The 23447-nt window shown below is 24.6% G+C and carries 26 protein-coding genes and 1 riboswitch; of the genes, 20 read left to right on the top strand and 6 right to left on the bottom strand.

Annotated features, from left to right (window positions below):
* Positions 1-128: 128 nt before the first annotated feature.
* Positions 129-1121: a leucine-rich repeat domain-containing protein gene (locus tag GFJ41_RS15935; protein ID WP_052169343.1), complete on the bottom strand. Its 993-nt coding sequence runs from the start codon at positions 1119-1121 to the stop codon at positions 129-131.
* A 588-nt stretch (positions 1122-1709) separates the two neighbouring features.
* Here GFJ41_RS15935 and GFJ41_RS15930 point away from each other — a divergent pair.
* On the top strand, positions 1710-1865 hold the full coding sequence (locus tag GFJ41_RS15930) for a hypothetical protein (protein ID WP_021430601.1): 156 nt from the start codon (positions 1710-1712) through the stop codon (positions 1863-1865).
* Between the two features lie 309 nt (positions 1866-2174).
* The gene (locus tag GFJ41_RS15925) at positions 2175-2795 is read left to right on the top strand and encodes a flavodoxin family protein (protein ID WP_170075851.1); all 621 of its coding nucleotides are present in this window, start codon (positions 2175-2177) and stop codon (positions 2793-2795) included.
* Between the two features lie 42 nt (positions 2796-2837).
* Here GFJ41_RS15925 and GFJ41_RS15920 read toward each other — a convergent pair whose 3' ends face one another.
* The gene (locus GFJ41_RS15920) at positions 2838-3131 is read right to left on the bottom strand and encodes a hypothetical protein (protein ID WP_142730645.1); all 294 of its coding nucleotides are present in this window, start codon (positions 3129-3131) and stop codon (positions 2838-2840) included.
* 133 nt (positions 3132-3264) lie between these two features.
* Positions 3265-3326: riboswitch (Fluoride riboswitch) on the top strand.
* A gap of 57 nt (positions 3327-3383) precedes the next feature.
* On the opposite strand from GFJ41_RS15920, the gene GFJ41_RS15915 reads away from it, so the two are divergent.
* Positions 3384-4610, top strand: a complete 1227-nt coding sequence (locus GFJ41_RS15915) for a chloride channel protein (protein ID WP_021430604.1) — start codon at positions 3384-3386, stop codon at positions 4608-4610.
* 368 nt (positions 4611-4978) lie between these two features.
* Entirely contained in the window at positions 4979-5497 is a 519-nt protein-coding gene (locus GFJ41_RS15910; protein WP_170075850.1) for a GNAT family N-acetyltransferase, read from the top strand.
* A 151-nt stretch (positions 5498-5648) separates the two neighbouring features.
* On the opposite strand, the gene GFJ41_RS15905 is transcribed toward GFJ41_RS15910, so the two are convergent.
* A complete protein-coding gene (locus GFJ41_RS15905; RefSeq protein WP_170075849.1) occupies positions 5649-5912 on the bottom strand; it encodes a hypothetical protein in 264 nt (87 codons plus the stop codon).
* Between the two features lie 200 nt (positions 5913-6112).
* Positions 6113-6595 (bottom strand): flavodoxin family protein, encoded by a 483-nt coding sequence (locus GFJ41_RS15900; protein WP_170075848.1) that lies wholly within the window; start codon positions 6593-6595, stop codon positions 6113-6115.
* 175 nt (positions 6596-6770) lie between these two features.
* Between GFJ41_RS15900 and GFJ41_RS18500 the strand changes: the two genes are divergently transcribed.
* From GFJ41_RS18500 to GFJ41_RS15875, 5 genes are all read left to right on the top strand, one after another.
* Positions 6771-7175, top strand: a complete 405-nt coding sequence (locus GFJ41_RS18500) for a heavy metal-binding domain-containing protein (RefSeq protein ID WP_206001579.1) — start codon at positions 6771-6773, stop codon at positions 7173-7175.
* A gap of 297 nt (positions 7176-7472) precedes the next feature.
* Positions 7473-8036, top strand: coding sequence for a hypothetical protein (locus tag GFJ41_RS15890; protein WP_168932729.1), 564 nt, complete (start codon positions 7473-7475; stop codon positions 8034-8036).
* A 363-nt stretch (positions 8037-8399) separates the two neighbouring features.
* Entirely contained in the window at positions 8400-10367 is a 1968-nt protein-coding gene (locus GFJ41_RS15885; RefSeq protein WP_170075847.1) for a sensor histidine kinase, read from the top strand.
* Positions 10368-11022: 655 nt separating this feature from the next.
* Entirely contained in the window at positions 11023-11292 is a 270-nt protein-coding gene (locus tag GFJ41_RS15880) for an AbrB/MazE/SpoVT family DNA-binding domain-containing protein (protein WP_021430612.1), read from the top strand.
* Between the two features lie 397 nt (positions 11293-11689).
* On the top strand, positions 11690-13075 hold the full coding sequence (locus tag GFJ41_RS15875) for a peptide MFS transporter (protein WP_206001578.1): 1386 nt from the start codon (positions 11690-11692) through the stop codon (positions 13073-13075).
* Positions 13076-13187: 112 nt separating this feature from the next.
* On the opposite strand, the gene GFJ41_RS15870 is transcribed toward GFJ41_RS15875, so the two are convergent.
* Positions 13188-13601 carry a universal stress protein gene (locus GFJ41_RS15870; protein WP_035118952.1) on the bottom strand — a complete coding sequence of 138 codons (414 nt, stop codon included), beginning with the start codon at positions 13599-13601 and terminating at the stop codon, positions 13188-13190.
* 822 nt (positions 13602-14423) lie between these two features.
* On the opposite strand from GFJ41_RS15870, the gene GFJ41_RS15865 reads away from it, so the two are divergent.
* From GFJ41_RS15865 to GFJ41_RS15835, 7 genes are all read left to right on the top strand, one after another.
* Positions 14424-15095: a M15 family metallopeptidase gene (locus GFJ41_RS15865; RefSeq protein WP_035118953.1), complete on the top strand. Its 672-nt coding sequence runs from the start codon at positions 14424-14426 to the stop codon at positions 15093-15095.
* A gap of 24 nt (positions 15096-15119) precedes the next feature.
* Positions 15120-15809, top strand: coding sequence for a response regulator transcription factor (locus GFJ41_RS15860; protein WP_035118954.1), 690 nt, complete (start codon positions 15120-15122; stop codon positions 15807-15809).
* Positions 15799-16917, top strand: a complete 1119-nt coding sequence (locus tag GFJ41_RS15855; RefSeq protein ID WP_035118955.1) for a sensor histidine kinase — start codon at positions 15799-15801, stop codon at positions 16915-16917. Before GFJ41_RS15860 ends, GFJ41_RS15855 begins: the two co-directional genes overlap by 11 nt.
* Before the next feature lie 470 nt (positions 16918-17387).
* Positions 17388-17720 carry a hypothetical protein gene (locus GFJ41_RS15850; protein ID WP_152333298.1) on the top strand — a complete coding sequence of 111 codons (333 nt, stop codon included), beginning with the start codon at positions 17388-17390 and terminating at the stop codon, positions 17718-17720.
* 387 nt (positions 17721-18107) lie between these two features.
* On the top strand, positions 18108-19739 hold the full coding sequence (locus tag GFJ41_RS15845) for an amidase family protein (RefSeq protein WP_052169334.1): 1632 nt from the start codon (positions 18108-18110) through the stop codon (positions 19737-19739).
* Between the two features lie 165 nt (positions 19740-19904).
* Positions 19905-20366, top strand: a complete 462-nt coding sequence (locus GFJ41_RS15840) for a MarR family winged helix-turn-helix transcriptional regulator (RefSeq protein WP_170075846.1) — start codon at positions 19905-19907, stop codon at positions 20364-20366.
* A gap of 190 nt (positions 20367-20556) precedes the next feature.
* Positions 20557-20817, top strand: a complete 261-nt coding sequence (locus tag GFJ41_RS15835; RefSeq protein ID WP_035118958.1) for a hypothetical protein — start codon at positions 20557-20559, stop codon at positions 20815-20817.
* A gap of 60 nt (positions 20818-20877) precedes the next feature.
* Here the strand turns inward: GFJ41_RS15835 and GFJ41_RS15830 are convergent, their stop codons facing one another.
* Positions 20878-21255, bottom strand: a complete 378-nt coding sequence (locus GFJ41_RS15830; RefSeq protein ID WP_170075845.1) for a hypothetical protein — start codon at positions 21253-21255, stop codon at positions 20878-20880.
* A gap of 284 nt (positions 21256-21539) precedes the next feature.
* Here GFJ41_RS15830 and GFJ41_RS15825 point away from each other — a divergent pair, with 284 nt between their 5' ends.
* The 4 genes from GFJ41_RS15825 to GFJ41_RS15810 all read left to right on the top strand — a co-directional run bounded on the left by GFJ41_RS15825 (position 21540) and on the right by GFJ41_RS15810 (position 23442).
* Positions 21540-21908 carry a hypothetical protein gene (locus tag GFJ41_RS15825; RefSeq protein ID WP_052169335.1) on the top strand — a complete coding sequence of 123 codons (369 nt, stop codon included), beginning with the start codon at positions 21540-21542 and terminating at the stop codon, positions 21906-21908.
* A 305-nt stretch (positions 21909-22213) separates the two neighbouring features.
* Positions 22214-22429, top strand: a complete 216-nt coding sequence (locus GFJ41_RS15820) for a DUF3955 domain-containing protein (RefSeq protein WP_170075844.1) — start codon at positions 22214-22216, stop codon at positions 22427-22429.
* A 27-nt stretch (positions 22430-22456) separates the two neighbouring features.
* On the top strand, positions 22457-22933 hold the full coding sequence (locus GFJ41_RS19830; protein ID WP_170075843.1) for a DUF2975 domain-containing protein: 477 nt from the start codon (positions 22457-22459) through the stop codon (positions 22931-22933).
* Between the two features lie 20 nt (positions 22934-22953).
* A complete protein-coding gene (locus GFJ41_RS15810; RefSeq protein WP_170075842.1) occupies positions 22954-23442 on the top strand; it encodes a DUF2975 domain-containing protein in 489 nt (162 codons plus the stop codon).
* Positions 23443-23447 lie beyond the last annotated feature (5 nt).

Below are 23447 nucleotides of genomic sequence, written 5' to 3'. Positions count from 1 at the left end.
AATAAAATTGAATAATAACTAAAAATTAAAAAGTTTTAATAGTTAAAATAAGCAAAAAGGAATAAATCCTAATCGCTTTTATATGTACCAACACGTATACAGGTTAATTGAGTTAAATAGTATTATCTTTAATCGTTTATAGCTACACCTGTAAAAGTAAAGATTTTTTTTAACATATTGATTAAAGAGAAATCTTTTTTGAAAGAATCTCCCTTAGTTACAGAGTTGTTGTCTTTACATTTATCATGTATTTTATCTATTGGTGTAGATATATATTTATACGGAAGAACCACTTTACCACTAAACTCACTTTTTTCAGAATTCATGATTTTTTTTATAGAAAAGTGATATTCTAAATTTTCATATATATCATTCCATAGAATAGTATTTGAATCGATATTATATAGTCCATTACTAGAAATATCCTTATCAAGTATATGTATAAATGATCCATCTATGCTTCTTATAACATTGTTAATTTCAATAGGTGATGAATCGAAATTAAATTCATAATTATTTAAAACAATTTCTTGGTTTTGTAGGTCTAAAAGACCAATGTTATTTAGACCATTTAAAGTATTTAAGTTTCTTATTCTATTATTATTTAAACTAAGACAAACTAAATTGGTCAATTTTGATAGAGGACTTAAATTTTCTATTTGGTTTGAACTTAAATCTAAATAGTTTAAGTTTGTTAATTCCTTTAAAGGTTCTAAGTTTGTTATATAATTTTCACTTAAAGTCAAATAAGTTAAGTTAGTTAAGTTTTGTAAATAAGTTATATTATTGATTTTATTTTTATCTATATTTAGAGTAACGAGCTCTTTTAGATTGCATATAGGGCTTAAATCACTAATCTCATTTTTTGATAACCCAAGATAACTCAAGTTTTTACAATACTGAATGCCCTCAAGATTGTTTATTCCCTCTCCAGTTAAATTCAATGCTAGCAGACTCTCTAATTGAACTCTAGTTATAGGGGCATCATCTGGGGAGTTAAATTTTGCGTTAAGAGCTTTCTTTAAGTTAAAATCGGGTATATTAATAACTTCATGTCTATTTATTAGTGTATTTTCTTTTTTCTTAAAATCAGTAGTTAAGTTTACAATTGCTTGTTCCATGTATATTCTCCTTTTGTCATTAAAAATCTTATATAGTGATACATTTATTTTTAAAATTAATGTTTTTTATTTTATAAAATACAATTCGATTTTATGCATTTACAATATAAGAGATAAATAAAAACAAAAAGGTTCAATTTTTTTAAAAAGTTTTTATATTTTTATATGAAATATTTTTAATTAGAAAAAATTAATACATATTTCATATAAAAAACATATTAAATTTATTTAAATAGAATATAGTGTATGTATAAGTAGAGGTATTTAATTTGAAAAATTAAAGTAAATACTTCTTAAATTTAAGAATATAAATTAACTTGAAATTAATTTCATATTTTACATATATAGGAAATGTGAAAAATAAAGATATTTATATTTAGAAACTCTAAATTCAATGGAGTTACTATGTTTAACTATTTTTAGAGCAGATTTTTCATAGATATAATTTGTTTTAAATTAAAATATTAAAGTTTTCTTACAATATTGACATGTAAGTTTAATAAAAAAACATGTTAAACTTACATTAAATAAGTGTATAGATGTATATTGTAGTATAAATTTATAAAATTGTAAGGAGAGGATGATTAGATGCCTAAAAGTTTATCTCATTATTCATTCAATGATGATTTAACAATCAGAAATTATTTAGCATTAATGACATGCATTATAAATCCAAGAATGACTCAATCAAAGGCTGTAAAGTTATTTGAAATTAATTGTAAGGGTGATAAAAGAAGAAAGTAAGTACAGATAGTGATAATGTTTAAGTTTTTATAAGGTAAATAAAGTTTTAATTTAAAATTAATATGGGGTATTCTATTAAGTTTTAATCGTTATAGTTTTATAAATTTAAAACTATCTTATAGATTAGCTTAGTTAAATATATAAATGAATTGAAAAAACTGAAGATAGTCTATCTAGTGATTAGGTAGACTATCTTTAGTTTTTATTAAAAAGTTAAAATTTAATTGATTTTATGTTAAATATGCGATATATAATTTTATTAAGGATGTAAATATGTTCAAAATTAAATTAGATTAGGATGGTGTAGGTATGAAAGTATTGTTAGTCAATGGAAGTCCAAATAAAAATGGATGTACATACACAGCATTAGAAGAAGTTTCAAAAGCACTAGAAGCAAGTGGAATAGATACAGAAATTTTTCACATAGGGAATAAACCTATAGGAGGATGTATAGGATGTCGTTCATGTAAAAATACAGGGAAGTGCTTCATGAATGATGGAGTTAATGATTTTGTAGAAAAGGCAAAGTATGCAGATGGATTTGTATTTGGGTCACCTGTTTATTATGCATCTGCAGCAGGATCATTAGTATCTTTTTTAGATAGAGTATTTTATAGCGGAGGAAAACACATGGCATTTAAGCCAGGTGCTTCAGTAGTTAGTGCGAGAAGAGCAGGAACTACTGCTACATTTGATCAATTAAATAAGTACTTTACTATCTCTAATATGCCAATTGTTAGTTCTCAATATTGGAATATGGTCCATGGAAACACTTCAGACGAAGTAAAAAAAGATGTAGAGGGATTACAAACAATGAGAGTTTTAGGCAAAAATATGGCCTGGATAATAAAATGCATAGATATTGGTAAAAAGAATAATATAGAAAAACCAGATTTAGAAGATAGAGTACATACAAATTTTATAAGATAAAAATTATAATAAAAAAGCACTTCGAAAATGCGAAGTGCTTTTTTATATATTAGAAAGTTTTTCATCTTTGTTTTTAAGTATTTTGGATATTATAAGCTTTTCTATTCCCCACATTGAAAAAGCTATAATTCCAATAATAATACCTTGATTTAGATTATATGCAGAAACAACAATTCCTACAACTATGCATGCAAAACCATTTATTACTCCATTCACTTGATCTTTAGAATTATAAAATAACGGAACTCTTTTATACTGTTCTATTGCTGATACTATCAGTCCATATACAATAAAAAATATACCTATAATCATTTTTATAATCATAACTTCTCTCATAACTTTAACCCCTTCCTTAATTTAATCCCCTAGTTTACTAAAGCATACTATTTTAAAAATATAAAATCAACAATGTGTATATTTTTGTAACTTAATTGAAATTTTAGCTATTTTATAATATAATAAATTGGTAAATTAAATCGGCGATGGAGTTCGCCATTAAATGCATAAGATGCTAATGACTCCTACTCTTATAAATATTTAAGGGTAGGAGTCTGTTTTTTTGCAGAAAATAGACTAGGAGGATTAATTGTGAATGAATTAAAAAAACATATAAAAGAAAGTGAAGTAGTATCTATTGTATTTTTAAGATGGTTTTTGCTAGCATCCATATCTGGGATTGCTGTTGGGATTGTTATATCATTTTTCTTAAAAAGCTTACAATGGGCAACGAGTACGAGAGAATCAAATTCATGGTTATTATACATGTTACCTCTAGGAGGAGCTTTTGTAAGTTATTTATATTCTAAATACGGTAAAGATTCATCAAAAGGAAATAATTTAATTATTGAACGAATTAATGAGGGTGAAGGAAGGATTCCTTTTAGAATGGCACCACTTGTGTTTTTGGGAACATTTATAACCCATTTATTTGGTGGGTCTGCTGGTAGAGAAGGTACTGGAGTACAAATAGGAGCTAGCGTATCTTCTAAAATAGGGGACCTTCTAAAATTAAAAGGTATGGATTATACAATACTTATAATCAGTGGTGTAAGCAGTGGTTTTGGAGTTGTATTTGGAACGCCTATTGCAGGTACTGTATTTGGGCTTGAAGTTTCAACTCTTGGTAAAATGCGATATGAAGCAATAATACCTTGTTTTATATCAAGTTATATAGGCAACTTTATAGCAGAAACTTTAAAGGTACAGCACAGTCATTATAATATGGGAGTATCTTTAACTGGTGTTGATGTATTTTTCAAAGTTATATTATGTGCTGTTTTATTTGGGCTTACTAGCAAACTTTTTGCAGAGCTTACTCATGCTTTAAAGAAGTTTTTTGCTGCCAAGATACCAAATACATCTTTAAAAAGCTTTATAGGCGGTATTATCATTATTATTATAGTTTTAATTCTTGGAACTAGAATTTATCTTGGGTTAAGTTTAGATTTATTAAGTAATGCATTTAACCAGCCTGTCCCTAAAGGAGCATTTATAATAAAGCTTGTTTTAACATCACTTACGCTTGCTGTAGGATTCCAAGGTGGAGAGGTTACGCCATTATTTGTAATAGGAGCAACTTTAGGAAACTTACTTGCGAGTATTATCGGCCTTCCTATTGAATTTTTAGCAGGCCTTGGAATGATAGGAGTATTTGCAGGAGCTACAAAAACGCCTATAGCATCTTTTATAATGGGAATTGAATTATTTGGATCCGCTAATATTGGATTTATATTTATTGCTTGTGTAATAAGTTATGTATTTGCAGGTAAAAGCGGTATATATACATCTCAAGATAGTAGTCTTCTAGATAGATAATTTCTTACAAATAAAAAAAGACTGTTTCCGATACAGTCTTTAAAAGGGGGTATTTTATTATTAATACTATTATTGGGGGGATAGTATTATTAACTTGATTAATGAGGGGCACTTAAAGCCCCTCTATATATGTCCGTTCCTACTGATTGTTAATATATGTCGTTTCTTGATGTCTATGTATACAATATACTATAATAAAATATACATGTCTATAATATAAATATATTTTTATATAAAAATATATTTATATTAAATTCTTAATAGTTAAAAATATATAAATTAATTTATATATTTTTCTAGGGTTATTACATTTAACGTCTAATATATTTTAAATGAGCATTCATAGAGTGTTTAAAATGGAGGTTATTATGTATAAAAGAAAAATATTAGAAATGGATGAACTTCAGGTTTACACATATATAAACTGGAAATATGAATATCCTTATGAGTTTTATAATATCCCAGAAGAAGGTGTAAAAGAAACTATTGATGAAATATTTGAAGATAATAATAGCTTTTACTTTTCTGTATTCGATTCTAATGATAAATTATTTGGCATATATGAGTATACCTTTAGATCAAACTTTATGGAAATCGGACTTGGGATAAGACCTGAAGATACTGGTAAAGGACTGGGGTTAGACTTCATAAAAGAATGTATTCATTTCGGAAGGACTACCTTTTTATATAGAGGAGATATTTGTCTAAGAGTTGCTGATTTTAATAAGAGAGCTATCAAGTTATATAAAAAAATAGGTTTTATTGAATTTTCTAGAGAAGAAAATATTTCATTTGGAAAACCTGTTGTTTTTATATGTATGAGGCTACTAAATAATAGCTCCTATCTTAATGATTCTCTTGAAATCGATTATGAACACTTTAATTGATTTAATAGCTCATGTATATATTACTATTAAATACAATTTGAATTCCCACTAATTTTTTATTGAAATTTGCTTATGTTTGTAAAATAAAAGGTATGTAAATTGAATATTATAATATTCAATTTACATACCTTTTATTTTTGTATTTTAGTTTTTAATATAGTCTATGTCTTTTTTCCTTTATTTCATATGCAAACGAACTCCATGTCCATGTTGTGTAAATTAAAAATAAAGTTGTGTAAAATGCAGAAAATAATATATCATCAGTTTCTTTATGCACTAACTTTAGTATTAAAAAACATGAACTTTCAAAACATAAAATAGCTGAAATAGCCATATTAACATATAAAGGTTTTTTGAAAAAATTCACCCCATATTTAATAAGTTCTTTATTTTCTCTGGAATCTTCAAAAAGCAATTATATCATCTCCCCCTAAAATTCTATAACCCCTCAATATATATGGTATCACAAAATTGTCACACAAGTTTTAAATTGTAGTAAAATTTGTATTTTTTGCACTAAAATTAAATAAATTACCATTATTTTATAAAGTATATTCTTTTAAGAGTTTTGCTCAGACTAAAACTAACTATATATCAAAGTTTTAAATGCATATTTTATATGTTTAGTGTTTGAAGCCATTTATTAACCTTGTCTAATGAACTATCAGTTTCTTTTTTTAATGGATCTACTAATTCGATATCCCCTATAAATGTATTTTCTGAAAGTTCTTTTTTGAAGTTAGCGAAACACTTCTCACTTCCACCACCGCCATGGCAAGCAAATAAAGCTATATGCTTATTATTTATAATACTAATATCTAAAAAAGTATTAAATGGAGCTGCATAAGTTCCAGCCCATACAGGAGTACCTAAAAATATATTATCATATTTACTTATATCAATTTCCTTATTCATAAGTTCTGGTTTTTGCTTAAATATTACACTCTTACCTCCCCATACATACTTTCTAAATCCTGAAGATGGAAATTCTTTTTTAGGTTTCAATTCTATTATGTCTGCACCAATTTCTTTAGCGATAAATTCTGCTATTAATTTGGTATTACCCTCTAATGAATAATAAACTACTAAATTTTTCATATTCGTACCCTCCCTATATATGGATAATTATATCAGATACAAATTCATTATATTTATTTGATATATAAATTTAAGTTATTTTAAATAATAAAAGTGTAAATTTTTTGATACATAAATATATATATATTTGTTGTAAAATTAGTATTATATACAAAGTTTTGAGGGGGATATTATTATGGCTTTTTTAGAAAAATCAACTAGAAAATGTAATGAATGCGGCGAGGTACTTGGTAGATTTTGGGGTGATGATATATGTCCCAAATGTAAAGAGAGTAAAAATGAAGTAATTTTAGCAATTGAGAATCAAAGAAAAACTGAAGAACTAGATAAGTATGAAGAAGAATGTAAAAAAGCAAAATCAATTTGCAAAAACATTATACTATCAACAACACCTTCATTAGAAGGCTATAAGATAAGTGAGTACTTAGGAATAGAAAGTTCAGAAGTAATAATCGGAACAGGGGTTGTTACTGACTTTATATCAAGTATTACTGACTTAGTAGGTGGTAGAGCTAGTGGTTATGAAAATAGCCTTGCTAAAGCAAAACAAGAAGTCTTTGATATATTAAGATTTAAATGAGCCTTACTAGGTGGAAATGTAATTGTTGGCGTAAAGTCAAGTTATATGGATATTGGAGATAATATGTTTGGTGTTTTTATTGAAGGAACTATTGTAAAAGCTGATTTAATCAACGATGAAATATAATAATATATATTTAAAATCAAGTGTTATTATATTTTATTATAAAAATTATCTGTTAACTTAAATAACAAATTAAATCAATCAACTTCTTAAATTTTAACTCATAATGCCGATATTAAATGTTAGTTGGAGTGAGTGAATAAATAGATAAATTTGAATTTACGGGGGATGTAATTGAAAAAACAAATAATTTTTATACTATTAATAATTTCAAGTTTTACTATTACAGGATGTACTTATACTAAAATACCTGGCAATACTGATGAATCTATTAAGCAATACTTAATAGGCTCTAAATTAATAAATTCGCCAAATAAAGAAGATATATCCATTGTAGATAATACTTATATTCAAAACTCTAAGATTGTAGGATTTTTAAGCAAATATAATAATGGGGTTGTTATATGTGAAAAAAATAAAAAAGGGAACTACATCTTAAGCGATGTTAAATGCTCTACGAAAAAAAAAGAAACACTTGGAGTTGAAGATTTTTTAGTTAATTATAATACATACAACGGTTCTTCTAAAAGTAATAATGCTTTTGTCTTATTATCTGATGGTTCCAAAGTTTCTCATGTAGAAATTACAATAAATGATACATATACGCGTAAGGAATCATTTAAACTAGATCGTCCATCTATGATTGTTGTCAGTAATGATTTATTAAGCAAAAAATCTTCTTACGTAAATTGTAAGTATTTTGACAAAAATAATAATGAAATAATCCAAGATGTTTAATAGAAAAAGCTAAATGGAGGACAAGTATCCTCCATTTAGCTTTTTTATTAAATGAAATACTTTAGTACTTATTATAATATTACTTTTTAAGTTTCTAACCATTAAAAATATATTAAATCTTTTTTAAATATATTTTTAATGGTTTTTTAATTTATATTTCCTTAAAATAATAAGCTATATTTAGAAAATACATAGCTTTAGTCTATGCACAATAATAACTATCTATCTCTAAATTTATTTAATAGTATTTTTATTATTTTTGAATTTATATATTATAAAATTTTTTCGTAAATATAAACAAAAAACGACAAAATAAAATATATTTTTATGTTAGGATTTATATAAAAAGTTGGAGGTATTATAATGGAAATAATAGATAGAGAATACACAATCAACAAAAATAATTTATTGGTATATGTTGTTTTAAGCATGCTAACATTATCTATTATTATTATTGCAAATGTATTTTTTAAAGAAAATGTTGAATCAAATTATCTACAATCAACATTGCATTTTATAAAGTTCTTTAATTTTCTTATTTCCTTATTAGGAATAGGAAGTTGTTTAGTTTCTTACAATAGAACAAAAAATGAAAGTATTTTTTTAATTCTATTAATGTTTGTGGGGTTGTCAGTAGGAATTTTATTCGGACATATAGATTATCTACCTTATTACTACACGGAATTATATTCATCGTTATATGTAGTAATCTCTTCATCCTTAATTAGAGTTTCTCTAATTATACTTGCAATCCTGCCTAATACTAAAATTAGTAAACTAATAATTGATAATAAAAAACTTTCAATATTTATTGTAATATCTCTAACTTTAATTTTAGGTACTTTTGAGAGAAGATTATTCCTATATAATAATGACTTTAAATCAAATACTTTTTTAATTTATAATACTTTTTTAGCTTTCACATATACAGTTTGTTCATGTGCTCTTTTTTTAAAATCAATAAAGGATAAAGAGTCCATATTTGTGGTTCTAAGTTCTAGTGTATTCATACTTGCAATAAAAGCAATTTACGCTATACATATATCAACTCGATTAACATTTTACACTAAACTAGTGTCTATATCTTTGACGTATATTTGTTTTTTTATAGTAATTATAGGAGCGTTAATTGAATTGTTTATTTATATGTCCAGAACGAAAGTATTAAATAATAATTTAAACTTATTTTATAACTTATCAGAAAATGATAAACATAGTTTTATGCTGATTTTCGATGAAGACTCAAACTTATTATATGCTAATAAAAAAGTTAGAGATTATTATTCATGTGGTAATGATCTTCATAAATTAACGCTACTTTTAAAAGATAAAATCTATAAAGTAAATGAATATGATGAAATTATAAAGTCCTTAAATTTAAATAATTGTTGGAGAGGTGTCATAAAAATTGAAGATAGAAATGTAACTTTAGATTGCTGTGTTCAAACAATTAATTCAGCAAGTAGTAAAAAAGAGATTGCAGTTACATATATAGATATATCAGATGTAGTTAAGAAAGAGCTAGAAGTAAAAAAACTTAAAACTTATGATAAAGAAAAGACTGAATTTATAGCTAATATTTCGCATGAATTAAAAACTCCCATTAATTTACTTTATTCATCCATACAATTGTTAGATAGTTTTAGTGTGAAAAATACTATAGACTTTAATGCTATATACAACAAATATAGCAAAATATTACGTACAAATTGTCAGAGGATGACAAGACTAGTAAATAATATCATGGATTTATCTGAAATAGACCTGGGTACACTTACTGTAAAGTTTAAAAATTATAACATAGTGTCTATTGTAGAAGACGTAACCTTATCTGTAATTGAATATGCTTTATCGAAAGGTATAACTATACAGTTTGATACTGAAGAAGAAGAGCATATTATAAAGTGTGATGCTTATATGATTGAGCGCTCTATATTAAATTTACTATCAAACTCAATTAAATTTTCTAATAAAGGGTCTTCTATTTTAGTAAATTTAAACATAGATGATCAATGGACTAAGATTGTAGTAAAAGATGAGGGAATTGGTATATCTAAAGAAAACCAAGAAGTTATTTTTGATAAATTTGTCCAAATAGATAAGTCATTTACTAGGTCAAATGAAGGAAGCGGAATAGGATTAAGTATTGTTAAGTCTTTAGTGAACCTTCATGATGGAGTTATTACTGTTGAAAGTGATTTAGCTAAAGGGAGTTCATTTACAATATTTTTACCAAATGTAATAATTGAAAACTGTTGTCCTTCTATATATAATATAAATTCATATAACGCTGAGTTAGAGCTTTCTGATATATATGAAGTTGTAACTTAACATATATTTAAGTAAAAAATTCGCTTCACTTGTCTCTCTAATGACTTCTCCCATTACTTACAATATCATTTTTACTTTAACCAAAATTTTGGCATTGCTATGCTCCACATATTATCTTCAAACATTATTTAAATATAGTTTTCTTAAGAGTAAAAAATGGAGGACAATTGTCTTCCATTTTTTATATTAAACAATAGATTAAAAAAAGATTAAACATATATTTAATCTTTTTTTAATCTATTTATACTTGTTCTAAATCCTTACTAGATTCAAATTCCAACTCGATACTAACAGTTAATGTGTAACTTTTTTATGCTTAACTCCACTTAGTATTTATAAAACAAGTAAAATACTGTAATACATACAATTATTTTATATAAAATCAAAAATTTTCCCAAATTACTTTTAACGGTCAAATTTGGATAGATTCTAATGAATTATCAAATCAATCAATAGTAAAACAGTATATACTATTTAAATTCTAATAAAATTCACAATTTATTTATATACATTCCATACTCATGTGATTTAATGTAAATAAAAAAGTTTTTGGCTTGAATTCAATGTTTCGAGCTATTTTGACAAATTTTTACAGTTACTTTTCCATGAATATCCAATAAAATAAACTTAAACAATTCACTTAAGGAGGAATGCAATGAAGAAAAATTCGAAGGATTTAACAGTAGGCGTTAACCGTAATATTGATGACCTAGGAAGAGTAGTTTTACCTAAAGAAATGAGAGATAAGTTAAATTTAAAAAAGAACAGTCCTGTTAGTATAAAACTATTTAAAGATTATATCAAAATTGAAAAAGCTATAACTACATGTTCTTTTTGCTCTAGTGAAGAAAATATAGAGTATTATAAAGAGTTACCTATATGCAAGTCATGTTTAAATGAAATAGTTGAGAAGTTTAATAAATAATTTAAGCTTACTTCTCTATAAACTTTAATACAATGAAAAATATGATATTAATTTATATATTAACTTAAAATATTAATTTTATAAATTGTGCTATACATTAACTTATTTTGATTAAAATATTACTATGTAAATTGATGTATAGCACATATATGCGTTTTTAATAAATCATTTCATAAAAATTAACTCCATATATTGTCTTATTTTATTAATTTAACCTGTCCATTTTCTAAAACCTCACAAATTTACAAATGTGAAAATATTCTGATGAAAAATACTAAATATAAAAATATTTTAATATATTTTATTGTAAAATTATGTAAAAAAATAATTAAATATTATTATCTATGGTGATATTATATAATTAGAGACTAATTAATATGGGGAGGGGTTTTTAATTATGGATCAAAAGGTAAAACATCCAATGGGGCTTTGGCTAGCAAATATATCTATTGCTCTTCAAAGTTATGCAGGTTATGCAGTATCGTCTATACTAATATTATTTTTTACAGCAGATATTAGTCAAAATGGGCTAGGTTTAAGCGTAGCAAAAGCAACTGCAATTATAGGTTTATATCAAGGAATAAACTATATGGGTTCTTTAATAGGGGGATATATATCAGACAAGTGGCTTGGAATACAAAAGTCACTTATACTAGGATCTTTTATTACTGCATGTGGATATATACTTTTATTTTTTGCAAAGCCAAATATAGCAAGTGTATGGTCTGGGTTAATAGTACTCGTAATAGCAGGAGCATTCTTTAAGGGGCAGATAAGTTCTCTTGTAGGTACTTTATATGATCAAGATGAGTTATCAAAAAAAGATGCTGCTTACAGTATTTTTTATATGTTTATAAATATAGGTTCTTTCTTTGGCCCTATTATAGCTGGTTTTATATCAGATAAATGGTTTGCCAAATTAACATCTGATGGAGAAATAGCAGCGTATGGATATAAATATATTTTTTTAATGGCTGCTATAGCAATGTTTATTGTTTGCTTTTTACTTATAGTTCTATCTCCAAAATGGTTAGGTGAAAAAGGTAAATATCCAGTTTATGATAAAGAAAACAAGTCTAATAAAAAAAGTGCAGATAATGCTCTTACTCAAGTTGAAAAAAACAGATTAAAAGCAATGGGTGTTTTATTTATATTTGTTGTTTTATTTTGGACTGCATGGTATCAAACATCAACATCATTTACATTATTATCAAATGAGTTAGTAAATAGAAATTTAGGAAGTTTCGTAATTCCAGTTCCATGGTTAACATCTTTCAATGGAATATTATGTGTTGTATTATCTCCTGTACTAGGTAGTATATGGATTAAACTATCTAAATCAAAGCACGGAGACCTATCTATTCCTTCTAAAATGGGTCTAGGTATGCTTCTTACAGCTGCAGCGTTTATTACAGTAATATTAGGTATAAAAACTTTAGGTGGAGTATTTGATGGAAGTAAGCAAATGAATATATTATTTATTCTTCTAGCTTATTTCTTATTAACTGTTGGGGAGTTATGCATATCTCCTATTGGAATGGCAATGTTTAATAAATTAGCTCCACAAAAATATAGTTCACTTGCAATGGGTGCATGGTATATGAGTTTCTTTTTCTCAAACTTAATTTCAGGAAAAGTTGCTGGTTTCACAGAAACTATGGGATATACTAAGATATTTGTATTAATTACTATTGTAGTAAGTATTTTTGGAGTTTTATTAATCCTAATGAGAAAGAAATTAACAGAGTTAATGGCTTTAGAGAAATTTAATGCAAATGCATAGTTATTTATATTACAGAAATATTAAATATGTAATTATAAGAGTTTAACTTGTTTTTATATATTAAAAAGGAGCATTTGAATGCTCCTTTTTTTATATCTGTAATGAAAATAATTTATTCTGGAACTATAACTACAGTACACTTAGATTTTTTAACTACATATAAAGTTACAGAACCTATTGAATCTATAAAGTTTTTCTTAGTTGATTTAGTCATAACAATTAAATCAAACTTGTCATCTATTGACTTCTCTATAATCTCTTGACCTGCATCACCTATTGTATAATAAGTTTTTACTTCATAACCTTGTAACTTTCTTTTTAAACGATCTAACATACTCTTTATTTCTTTTTCAGATTCTTTCACTCTCATATCTATAATCATTGGATTTGTTAAATTAGTTAAAACAACATCATTTACACACATCAAGGTTATCTTAACCTTTTCATTTGAAAACTCATTTAATATAAAATCTAAGGATCTTTGACTTCTATCACTACCATCAATAGGAACTAAAATGCTTCGCATATAATCACATCCTTTTATTTTAATTTTATCATATATAAATGTTAAATTGAACAAATTAACTCATTAATTTTAATATAAAAAAATACATATTTACTAATTTAATTAGCTATCAAAAGTTCCAATTCTAACAGTTTAAATAGATTTAATAAGTATTAAATAATCATTTAATACTTATTAAATCTTAGTGTGACTTATAGTTCTTAATTGTTTTAACGTTGTATACTAAGTTTAAAAGCAATTTATCATATGTAATAAATAATAGTTTTAAAATTCTACTGTAGATACTTAAAATTCATGTTAAAAATTTAAATTTGTAAACCTAATAACTTTAAATTAATTTAACATACATTTAATAAATTAATTGCTACTATTATTATTAGAACAGAACAAATAAATTTCTAGGGATATTAAACTTGGAGGTAAAATGAATATATTGTTTTTCAAAAAATTATTTTTAGTTTTATTGTATTTCTACCATGTAGATAATTCTACTATTATCATGGACATTTTAGTATCCTCAACTATAATTTTCAATTTATTTTTAATTAACAAATTCAAAAGTTTAGAAAAAAACAAAAAAATACCTAGATTTATCTAGGTATTTTTATTATTTATATTTAAATATACCTTATTCTAACCTGATAATTATTCAATTAAATATTAAATTAATATACATTTCAACAAGTTTTATGCCGATAATTTAGTCGTAACCTAATACTAGCTTGAAATTTACTTCTTAATAAAACTTAAGATTTATTTATAAATCACTTAATATCTCTCCTTTAAAATTAATCTATAAAATTTTTTAAGGAGAGTATATATATGAAATCTAAAATAAAAGCAATAATAATATCAGGAGTACTAGCATTATCAACATTTTTTATAAGTTCTTATTCTGTGGCTTTAAAAAATTCATCTGAATCAGAGTATCATCTAGAAACTGTAGAGTCTAATTTAATGCTAGTTAATAAAAATAATTCATTAAAATCAAGCTACAAACCTAAAGAATTGGTTAACCCTAATATACATTTTGATGCAAGTGCTACAAATGAAGAAAGGTTTATTACCCCAGATAGTGCAAAAGCAATAGAAAAATTGTTTAAAGATGCAAGAAAAGATGGTATAAATTTCTTAGGAATGTCAGCATATAGATCTTATGACTTACAGAAAGATACGTATTATAATAGAATAAAATCAGTTGGTAAAAAAGAGGCTGATAAATATGTAGCAAAACCGGGTAAAAGTGAACATCAAACAGGACTAGCAATAGATGTGACTAATGAAGATAGGTGGTTTGTTAAGTCAACTGATGAAGCCAAATGGCTAGCTACAAATGCTCATAAATATGGTTTTATACTTAGATACCCTGAAGGTAAACAACAGATAACAGGTGTAGCATATGAACCCTGGCATATAAGGTATGTCGGTGAAAAAGTAGCTAAGAAAATTTATGATGAGCAAATAACGCTTGAAGAATTTTTAGAAAAAAAATAATCTAATTAGGAGGTTTAACTTAAATTGAGAAGTAAAATACTTGTTGTAGATGATGATGATGAAATAAGAAATCTATTGGAAATCTGCCTTACTAACGAAGGCTTTAATGTTGTTAAAGCCTTCGATGGCGAAGATGCTCTTAATATACTAGAGAAAGAAAGTATACAATTGATAATATTAGATGTAATGATGCCTAAACTAAATGGTATGGAAGTTTGCAGTATAATTAGAAGAAATTTAAATATTCCGATACTTATGCTTAGTGCAAAATCAGAAGATATGGATAAGATACAAGGAATAATGACGGGTGCTGATGATTACCTTACAAAACCATTCAATTCTTTGGAGTTAGTTGTTAGAGTTAAAGCCCTTTTAAGAAGAGCTTATTATTTCAACAATGCTTCAAGCTCAGATAATATTATTAATATAGATACATTAACAATAGATAAAAACCAACATAGAGTTACTATAAACGAAGAAGAGGTTCCTCTTACATCTAGGGAATTTGATATACTATACCTTTTAGCAGTCAATAGAGGCTCTGTTCTCAGCTCTGAAGATATATTTAGAAAAGTATGGAAAGAGGATTATTTCCAATCTAATAATACAGTTATGGTTCATATGAGCAGAATAAGAGATAAAATTGAAAAATATACTAATGGACAAAAAGTAATTCATACTGTGTGGGGAGTAGGTTATAAAATTGAAAAATAAAATAAAATTAAGTTTACCTGTCATAAAATATATGTTTCAACCAATTTTCAACCTTATTATTAGTTGCATGTTATCCGGAGGCCTTTTATATTCAGCTTACCTAATATCAGACTCGTTGTATAGAAAATCAAAGTATGAATTAATCAATAACTCTGTTGACTATTTTATGTACATTAAAAGCCTTTTAACTGGTGATTTAATATATATTGTCTTATTTTCAATACTTTCATTAATTATATACTTTGCACTATCTTATAAAAGAAGTAGTAATATAATTGCTCTTATCGATAGTGTAGATAAAATGGCTAATGGTAATTTAGATAGTGAAATAAAGTTAAATACAAATGGTAATATAAAAAAATTAGCTACCAATATTAATAATATTATTGATCAATTAAGGAATATAACTATCGAGGAAAGAAAAGCTCAACAAACTAAAACAGATTTAATAACTAATGTTTCTCATGATCTAAGAACTCCTTTAACTTCTATAATTGGATATTTAAGCCTTATAGAAGAAGATAAATATAAAGATGAAATTCAACTTAGATACTACACAAGTATTGCTTATGAAAAAGCAAAAACTTTAAACATACTTATAAATGATTTATTTGATCTTACTAAAATGCAGAATAATTCCATGCCTTTAAATACAATAAAAATAAATCTAGTGGAGCTATTGGGCCAAATTATATCTCAATTTGAATATATGCTAAAGAATGAAAATGTAAAGTGTAGACTAAATTTTTCAGAGGATAAACTTACAATTCAAGCAGATCCAGTTAAACTCGTAAGGGCATTTGAAAATTTAATTACTAATGCTATGAAATATGGAAAAAATGGTAAATTCATCGATATAACAACTAAAAAAGTAGATAATTTTGCAATAGTACAAATTATAAATTATGGAGACCCTATACCAGCAATTGATTTACCATATATATTTGATAGGTTTTATAGAGTAGAAAAATCCAGAAATAGAAATGATGGTGGATCTGGATTAGGATTAGCAATTACTAAAAATATAATAGAAATGCATGATGGTAGTATTTCTGTATCGAGTGACTATAATTGCACAATATTTGAAGTTCATCTAAATTTAGGCTAAAATGCATCTTTATTTATATAATAATGTATTTAGTTCTCCATAAATATATTTTCCATTTTAAAAATATAGTAAATAATTTACTATATTTTTTTTGCTTCGAACTAAATATACCTACATTAAAATTTAAAAACTATATACCCAACTATTTTATGTTAATAAGCTTTTTAAAATTAACTATTCAATTATGTTCTGCTCTAAAAACTTTGTAATCTATTAAAGCATCAAAACCATATAACTATGATTTACAAAAATAATAATTTATTAACTTTACTATATAATAATTGATATTATCGCCGTATTATAACTTTATCGGTCTCTATATAATGAAAAATAGTATGTAAATATAAGACTAATTTTTATATCAAAATGTATAATTATTAAGTTTGTCATGTTATCGTTAAATAATATAACCTGTTTAATAGTATTATTTCTACTCTACATGCATATTTAAAATTAAAAAGGGAGAATTTATGGTATTTTTATTAATGACAATCATAGGTATATTTTTTATACTAACAGGTCTATTAACTTTATTTTTTACTTTATTTAAAAAAGGAAAAGTACTAAGAAAAAAATCAATTTTTATAGTTCTAAGTTTAATTACTTTATCTGAGCTATTTATAACAGTTACAGCTTTGCCTACTAACTTTATTGTAAAAAAAATTGTTCTTGAAATTTTAATGATTTTATTATTTTTTAATTTATTTCTATATTTAATTAGATATAAAAAGGGATTTAATTCTAGGAGATTAATTCTAGGAGCTTTATCTACAATATCAACCATCGCACTATTTACTTTTTAATGCTCAAATACTAATATTTCGATTTACGATTGGTTAATTTAATTATTTATAATTTTGCAAAACTAAAGATAATAAAAAGGTGATCTGAATTTTAGGTCACCTTTTTTATTATCTGTATTTTAATCTTAATTACAAATTTTACATTCTCATTTTAATAATCAAATCAAAATAATTCATATATATTAACATCTTCTAATCTATGTTACGAAAAAGACACTTAAAGAAAGAAAACATTAAGATTTAATTCCTTTTTTCTATGATAGAATTTCCTCAAGGAGGTAACACTAAAAAAATAACTACTAGTTTTTATGAAAAAATAAGAAAATACTAATTTATAATTTAATTAAAATTAACTAGTCTTAAATTATAAATATGAGGAGAGAAATCGTGAAAAATTTTTTAAAATATTCATTAATAGTAATTGTTATATTCATTGTTATTATAGCCTTTAATTTTCAAAAAATAATTGTGAAATTCACTTCATTTATTATTGAGAATAGCATTAGCAAACAAGTTAAAATGCAGTATGATGAAAAAAAAGTTACTAAATCAAAAAATGATATTAATATAAATCAATTTAAAGCTGAATTAGATCAAATGAGTGATTTAAAATTCAAAAACATTGGTAATTTGATATCAAATGCAAATATAAAAGATATTCAATCTCTATATGATTCTAAAAAGCTTACTTGTGAGGAATTAGTTATTTATTATTTAAAAAGAATTGAAAAATATGATATAAATAAACTAAATTCAATAATAGAATTAAATCCTGATGTAATTAAAATTGCAAGAGAAAAAGATAAAGAAACAAGATCTGGAAAGTTATATGGTATTCCAATAACTTTAAAAGCAAATATAGGTACTTCAGATAAAATGCATACTACTGCAGGTTCTTACGCTTTAAAGGACTCTATTTTAGATGAAGATTCTTTTATTGTTAAAAAGTTAAGATCTGAAGGAGCAATTATACTAGGTAAAACTAATCTAAGCGAATTCGCAAACTATATGACTACAAAATCATCTAATGGATACTCAGCTTTAGGAGGCCAAACACAAAATCCTTATGGTAAATTTGATGTTGGTGGGTCTAGCTCTGGATCAGCATCATCTGTTGCAAGTGGGTTTTCTGTTGCATCAATAGGAACTGAAACAGCTGGATCTATAATATATCCATCTAGTCAGAATTCTGTTGTAGGAATAAAGCCATCTATAGGATTGGTTAGTAGAGATAGAATAGTCCCTATAGCTGAATCACAAGATACAGCTGGTGTAATCTCTAAAAATGTTGATGATGCGGCTTTAATACTTAGTTCTATATATGGATATGATGCAAATGATAAAGATACAATATCCTCTAAAAACTTAGATGAAAATTATAGTAACTATTTAACTGAAAAATCAATAAAAGGTCTAAAAGTAGCTATACTTAAACCTTTTGTGGCTAGAAGCAATGAATCTGATATTTTAGAAAGAATAGAAAAAGAATTCAAAGGTATGGGAACTCAAACTCAGATAGTTTCATTCTCTGATGAAGTTAATAACATAAAAATGAGTGAAGCACTAGAGGCTGGGTTTAAATTTGATATAGATAAATATCTAAAAATCGCTAAAGTTAATGGGGTAAATAGCTTAAAGGATATAATTGATATTAATAAAGAAGATTTAGAAAATAGAGCTCCTTATGGCCAAGATTTATTAGAAAAATCCCTATCAAATAAAATGACTTATGAAGAATATAAAAACTTAGTTGAGTCCAATAAAAACATAGCTAGTAAAGAAATAGATAGTATATTAAAAAATGCAGATGTAATAGTATCTTTAAGTAATCAAGCTGCAACCGCATATGCACCTGCAGGTTATCCAGCTCTTACTGTTCCTGCTGGATATAAAAGTAGTGGAGAGCCAATAGGCATTACTTTTGTAGGATCTAAATTTGAAGAAGGTAAATTATTAAAAATAGCTCATGTATATGAAAACAATACTAAATATAGAAAAGACCCTAATTTAAAGTACTAGTTATATATTAAATAGTAAATCCATCAGACTTCATATTAATGTTTTCTGATGGATTTTTATATACTATAATTATAGTATATAAAAATTGACATCAATAAATTTTTATGTTTAAATAATTTTAATATAAAACTATTTAAACATAAAATATTTTTTTGGAGGGCACTCATGGATTATAATGACGCTAAATTAAAAAAAGCAATAGAAGTATTGCAATCATTCTATTCAGTGATAAAAGAAACTAGTGATTTTACAAAAAAAAATGCTCATGAACTGGGGATGACTATACAACAATTATCTATTTTAAATGCATTAGCTACAAATTCAGACTTAACACTAAAAAATCTTACTGAGGTAATGTCAATGTCGCTTTCAAAAAGTTCCGTAAGCTTAATAGTAGATAAATTAGTTGAACAAAATATAGTTGAAAGAAAATCATCAACAATAGATAGAAGAAAGATTATACTAAATCTTACAGAAAAAGGTGATTATCTTTACCAACAATCACAAAATAATGCATATGCTTATAAAGCAATGTTACTAGCTCTTGATGGTCTAGATTCTAAAGATATCGATTCATTGATTGAAATACATGATCATATAATTGAAAATATAAAGTCACTAAAATAGTTAAATACTAAAATTAATTTAATAGATACTTCATGTTATCTCTAGTATTAAAAGTTTAAATATAATTAAGTATTAATATATTGTCCATATATATGAATTTTCTGCTACAAAAACATATATACGGGTATAACTTATTACTATACATATTAAAGTAGTTTATTAAATAAAAATAACTTTGTAGGTGATAATTATGCTAACAAATTTGATTTTTATCTTATTGTCTATATTGGCACTAAGTTTAAATCATACAGATGATAAAGATGCAAATAAGTATGTTTTTTATGGAACTTTTTTAATTATCAATATAATTTTATTATTTGGTATAAAAAATTTACTTTCGTATATACTACTTTTTTTACTTTCTATTTTATGTATATTTGCATTTATAAAAATATCATTTAAAAATAACAAATTATTTCAACGAAAAACAAGAAACCATAAAAAAGATTAAATGTATATTTAATCTTTTTTTATTGCATGATTAAATTGTATATATACAAAATTATAAGTATTAATCTACTTTACACCTATCTATTATTTCATAATCATCATCAATCTTTAATTCTTCTAAATCCTTATTTAAATTATTTTTATTAATGTAATTATCTTTAGATGTATTATCATTAATTTTTAAATCTTTAAACTCATTTGAAAATGTAATTAAATTTAAATAATCATGCAATATTTTTTGTAATAAATACGTTCTTTCGTTATGATATCTTAAAATATCTTTTATTAAATTTAATTTATAGTTATAGTCATCTATAGAATCAAATTCATTTAGTATAATTTTATTTAGTAATACATCAAAGGATTTACTTATGTTAGATTCAGTACCCAAGATTTCCTTAATAATATTAAAGTACTCTTCTTTGTGTTTCTCCTCCATGTGTCAATCTACCCCTTCTGTTCAATCTTTTTTTGTTAATTTAATTAATATCTAAAAATTCATACTAATAATGTATTCAATTCAGCTTTTTAGTTTACACATGAATATTTAAAGCTCTTCACATTTGCAAATATTTATTTCAACTAGGAATTTAATAGTTTTTATTTTCTATTTGTTATTTAGCTTGTTAACAATAATAAATTTAGGTTTTCAAAAAAAATAGTTGATTTTTTTTTAGAATATACTACAGTTAATGTTAAGTAGCTTATTAACGGAGGTTTTTTATGATTAGTTTATCTAATAAAAAGCAAGTTGAAAAACTTCAATTTGAAAAAACTAGACTCGAAATTAAAATTTCAAAATTAGAAGAAGAAGTTGTTAAATTAAAATCTGAAATGGAAAAGCAAGAAAATCTTATTAATGAGTGGAGAAAATACTATAAAGAATCCGTAAATGAAATATCCAAATTAAAAAACCAACTTAAAGAGTTTAATCCAAATTTAAAGCCAAGAAGTAAAAAAATATCACAAAATGATATAGACAATATAAAAAATTTATTCAATATGAAAAAGTATACTTATAGAGAAATAAGCAATATTTCTAATTGGAGTATATGTACTATCTCTAAAGTAATTAATGGTTATTATGATTAACTGTTTAGAAAATATAAGTTGAATGGATTAATTAATATTATTTTTATACATTTTACCAAGGATTTAAAAGATTTTTATTATTTAATCTTTTAGATCCTTTTTTATTTATAATTATAAATTATTTAACCTTAATTCATATAAATATCTAATTAAACTCTATATAATATTTTATGCAATTTCATTATTTATTTTATATCTAAATATTCCTAAAGAATATTTTTTTATCGAAAAACAATAATTTAATATTGATTTATTATAATTACCTGTTATAATTTAATTAAAGCAAATTAAAAGGAGAATCTACAATGAAAAAAAATATATTATATTCAATACCATTTTTAATAGCACTAGGATGTTTAGTAATTTTCAATATTATAGGATCTGAAGTTGCCGCAGATGGAACTCTTATAGAACCATTTTTCTTAATACCTACATTCTGGTTATTTTCTTTCATAGGAATTTTAGCTTTAATTTTTAGGGTTATACTATCTCTATTTAAGAAAAAACATATTAGCCAATAGATATCTTTTAAAATAGGATATGAAATAATGAATAAAAATTTTAGCTCAAGAATTCTAAATAATATTGTCTCAATAGGTATATTTATAACTCTAATATTGTTTTTACTTATACCTTTATTGTTCAACTATTTTTTTAAAAATACTTTGGGATTAGTAGGTGGAAATATATCTTTATTTGTTTCAACCGGAGTTTATATATGCATAATTCCTTATTTAATAGCATTAATTACACTGAAAAAATTATGTGGTTTAATAGATAATAAAAATCCATTTTCAAAGGAAGCTACTTATTTATTAAAAACAATATCTTTATGTGCTTTTAGTGAATTTTTTGTATTTAATATGGTACAATTATCTTTGTGTAATTTATTTGATATTTATTTATATTCGATTAACCTAATTCCAACTGTTTTAATTTCATTTATTTCTTTATTTATAGGACTTTTTAGTTTTGTTTTGTATAAAATCAATTACGAAATAATTAAAATAAAAAACATCAAATAAAAAAAATCGAGGTCATAATTATGGAAAAAAATATTAGTTCAAAAATACTAAATAACATTGTTTTGGTAGGGATAGGACTAACAATCTGCCTACTTCTATTCTTACCACTAGGTCTTACCGCTTTTTTTAAAAGCAGCCTAGGTATAGTTGGCTCAAATATACCTATTATTTTATCTTTAGGAGTATATATATGTGCAATTCCTTATTTAATAGCATTAATATCATTAAAAAAATTATGTAATTTGATAGCTAAAAAAAATCCTTTTTCAAGACAAATTCCTTATCATCTAAAATCCATAGCAATATGTGCTTTTAGTGAAATTTTGATATTTAATGTGGTACAATTATTTTTATGTTACTTATTTAATGTTTACCTTTATGCCCTTAACATAATACCAGCTATTTTAGTTTCATTTATTTCTTTAGCTATAGGATTCTTAAGTTTGGTATTAGGTAGGTTATATACTATGGCAATTGAAATAAAGGAAGAAAATGATAAGACTATATAAGGAGA

This window comes from Paraclostridium dentum (assembly GCF_012922555.1).
GTDB lineage: Bacteria > Bacillota > Clostridia > Peptostreptococcales > Peptostreptococcaceae > Paraclostridium > Paraclostridium dentum.
This window is presented reverse-complemented; position numbering and strand designations above follow the sequence as displayed.

Bases quoted from the DNA above. Each gene is read 5' to 3' on its own strand.
- GFJ41_RS15875 (WP_206001578.1), top strand. From the start codon at position 11,690: ATGGATCAAAAGGTAAAACATCCAATGGGGCTTTGGCTAGCAAATATA.
- GFJ41_RS15820 (WP_170075844.1), top strand. From the start codon at position 22,214: ATGAAAAAAAATATATTATATTCAATACCATTTTTAATAGCACTAGGA.
- GFJ41_RS15920 (WP_142730645.1), bottom strand. From the start codon at position 3,131: ATGAGAGAAGTTATGATTATAAAAATGATTATAGGTATATTTTTTATT.
- GFJ41_RS15810 (WP_170075842.1), top strand. From the start codon at position 22,954: ATGGAAAAAAATATTAGTTCAAAAATACTAAATAACATTGTTTTGGTA.
- GFJ41_RS15910 (WP_170075850.1), top strand. From the start codon at position 4,979: ATGTATAAAAGAAAAATATTAGAAATGGATGAACTTCAGGTTTACACA.
- GFJ41_RS15935 (WP_052169343.1), bottom strand. From the start codon at position 1,121: ATGGAACAAGCAATTGTAAACTTAACTACTGATTTTAAGAAAAAAGAA.
- GFJ41_RS15930 (WP_021430601.1), top strand. From the start codon at position 1,710: ATGCCTAAAAGTTTATCTCATTATTCATTCAATGATGATTTAACAATC.
- GFJ41_RS15870 (WP_035118952.1), bottom strand. From the start codon at position 13,601: ATGCGAAGCATTTTAGTTCCTATTGATGGTAGTGATAGAAGTCAAAGA.
- GFJ41_RS15835 (WP_035118958.1), top strand. From the start codon at position 20,557: ATGCTAACAAATTTGATTTTTATCTTATTGTCTATATTGGCACTAAGT.
- GFJ41_RS15830 (WP_170075845.1), bottom strand. From the start codon at position 21,255: ATGGAGGAGAAACACAAAGAAGAGTACTTTAATATTATTAAGGAAATC.
- GFJ41_RS15925 (WP_170075851.1), top strand. From the start codon at position 2,175: ATGAAAGTATTGTTAGTCAATGGAAGTCCAAATAAAAATGGATGTACA.
- GFJ41_RS18500 (WP_206001579.1), top strand. From the start codon at position 6,771: ATGGCTTTTTTAGAAAAATCAACTAGAAAATGTAATGAATGCGGCGAG.
- GFJ41_RS15850 (WP_152333298.1), top strand. From the start codon at position 17,388: ATGGTATTTTTATTAATGACAATCATAGGTATATTTTTTATACTAACA.
- GFJ41_RS15900 (WP_170075848.1), bottom strand. From the start codon at position 6,595: ATGAAAAATTTAGTAGTTTATTATTCATTAGAGGGTAATACCAAATTA.
- GFJ41_RS19830 (WP_170075843.1), top strand. From the start codon at position 22,457: ATGAATAAAAATTTTAGCTCAAGAATTCTAAATAATATTGTCTCAATA.
- GFJ41_RS15825 (WP_052169335.1), top strand. From the start codon at position 21,540: ATGATTAGTTTATCTAATAAAAAGCAAGTTGAAAAACTTCAATTTGAA.
- GFJ41_RS15840 (WP_170075846.1), top strand. From the start codon at position 19,905: ATGGATTATAATGACGCTAAATTAAAAAAAGCAATAGAAGTATTGCAA.
- GFJ41_RS15865 (WP_035118953.1), top strand. From the start codon at position 14,424: ATGAAATCTAAAATAAAAGCAATAATAATATCAGGAGTACTAGCATTA.
- GFJ41_RS15885 (WP_170075847.1), top strand. From the start codon at position 8,400: ATGGAAATAATAGATAGAGAATACACAATCAACAAAAATAATTTATTG.
- GFJ41_RS15880 (WP_021430612.1), top strand. From the start codon at position 11,023: ATGAAGAAAAATTCGAAGGATTTAACAGTAGGCGTTAACCGTAATATT.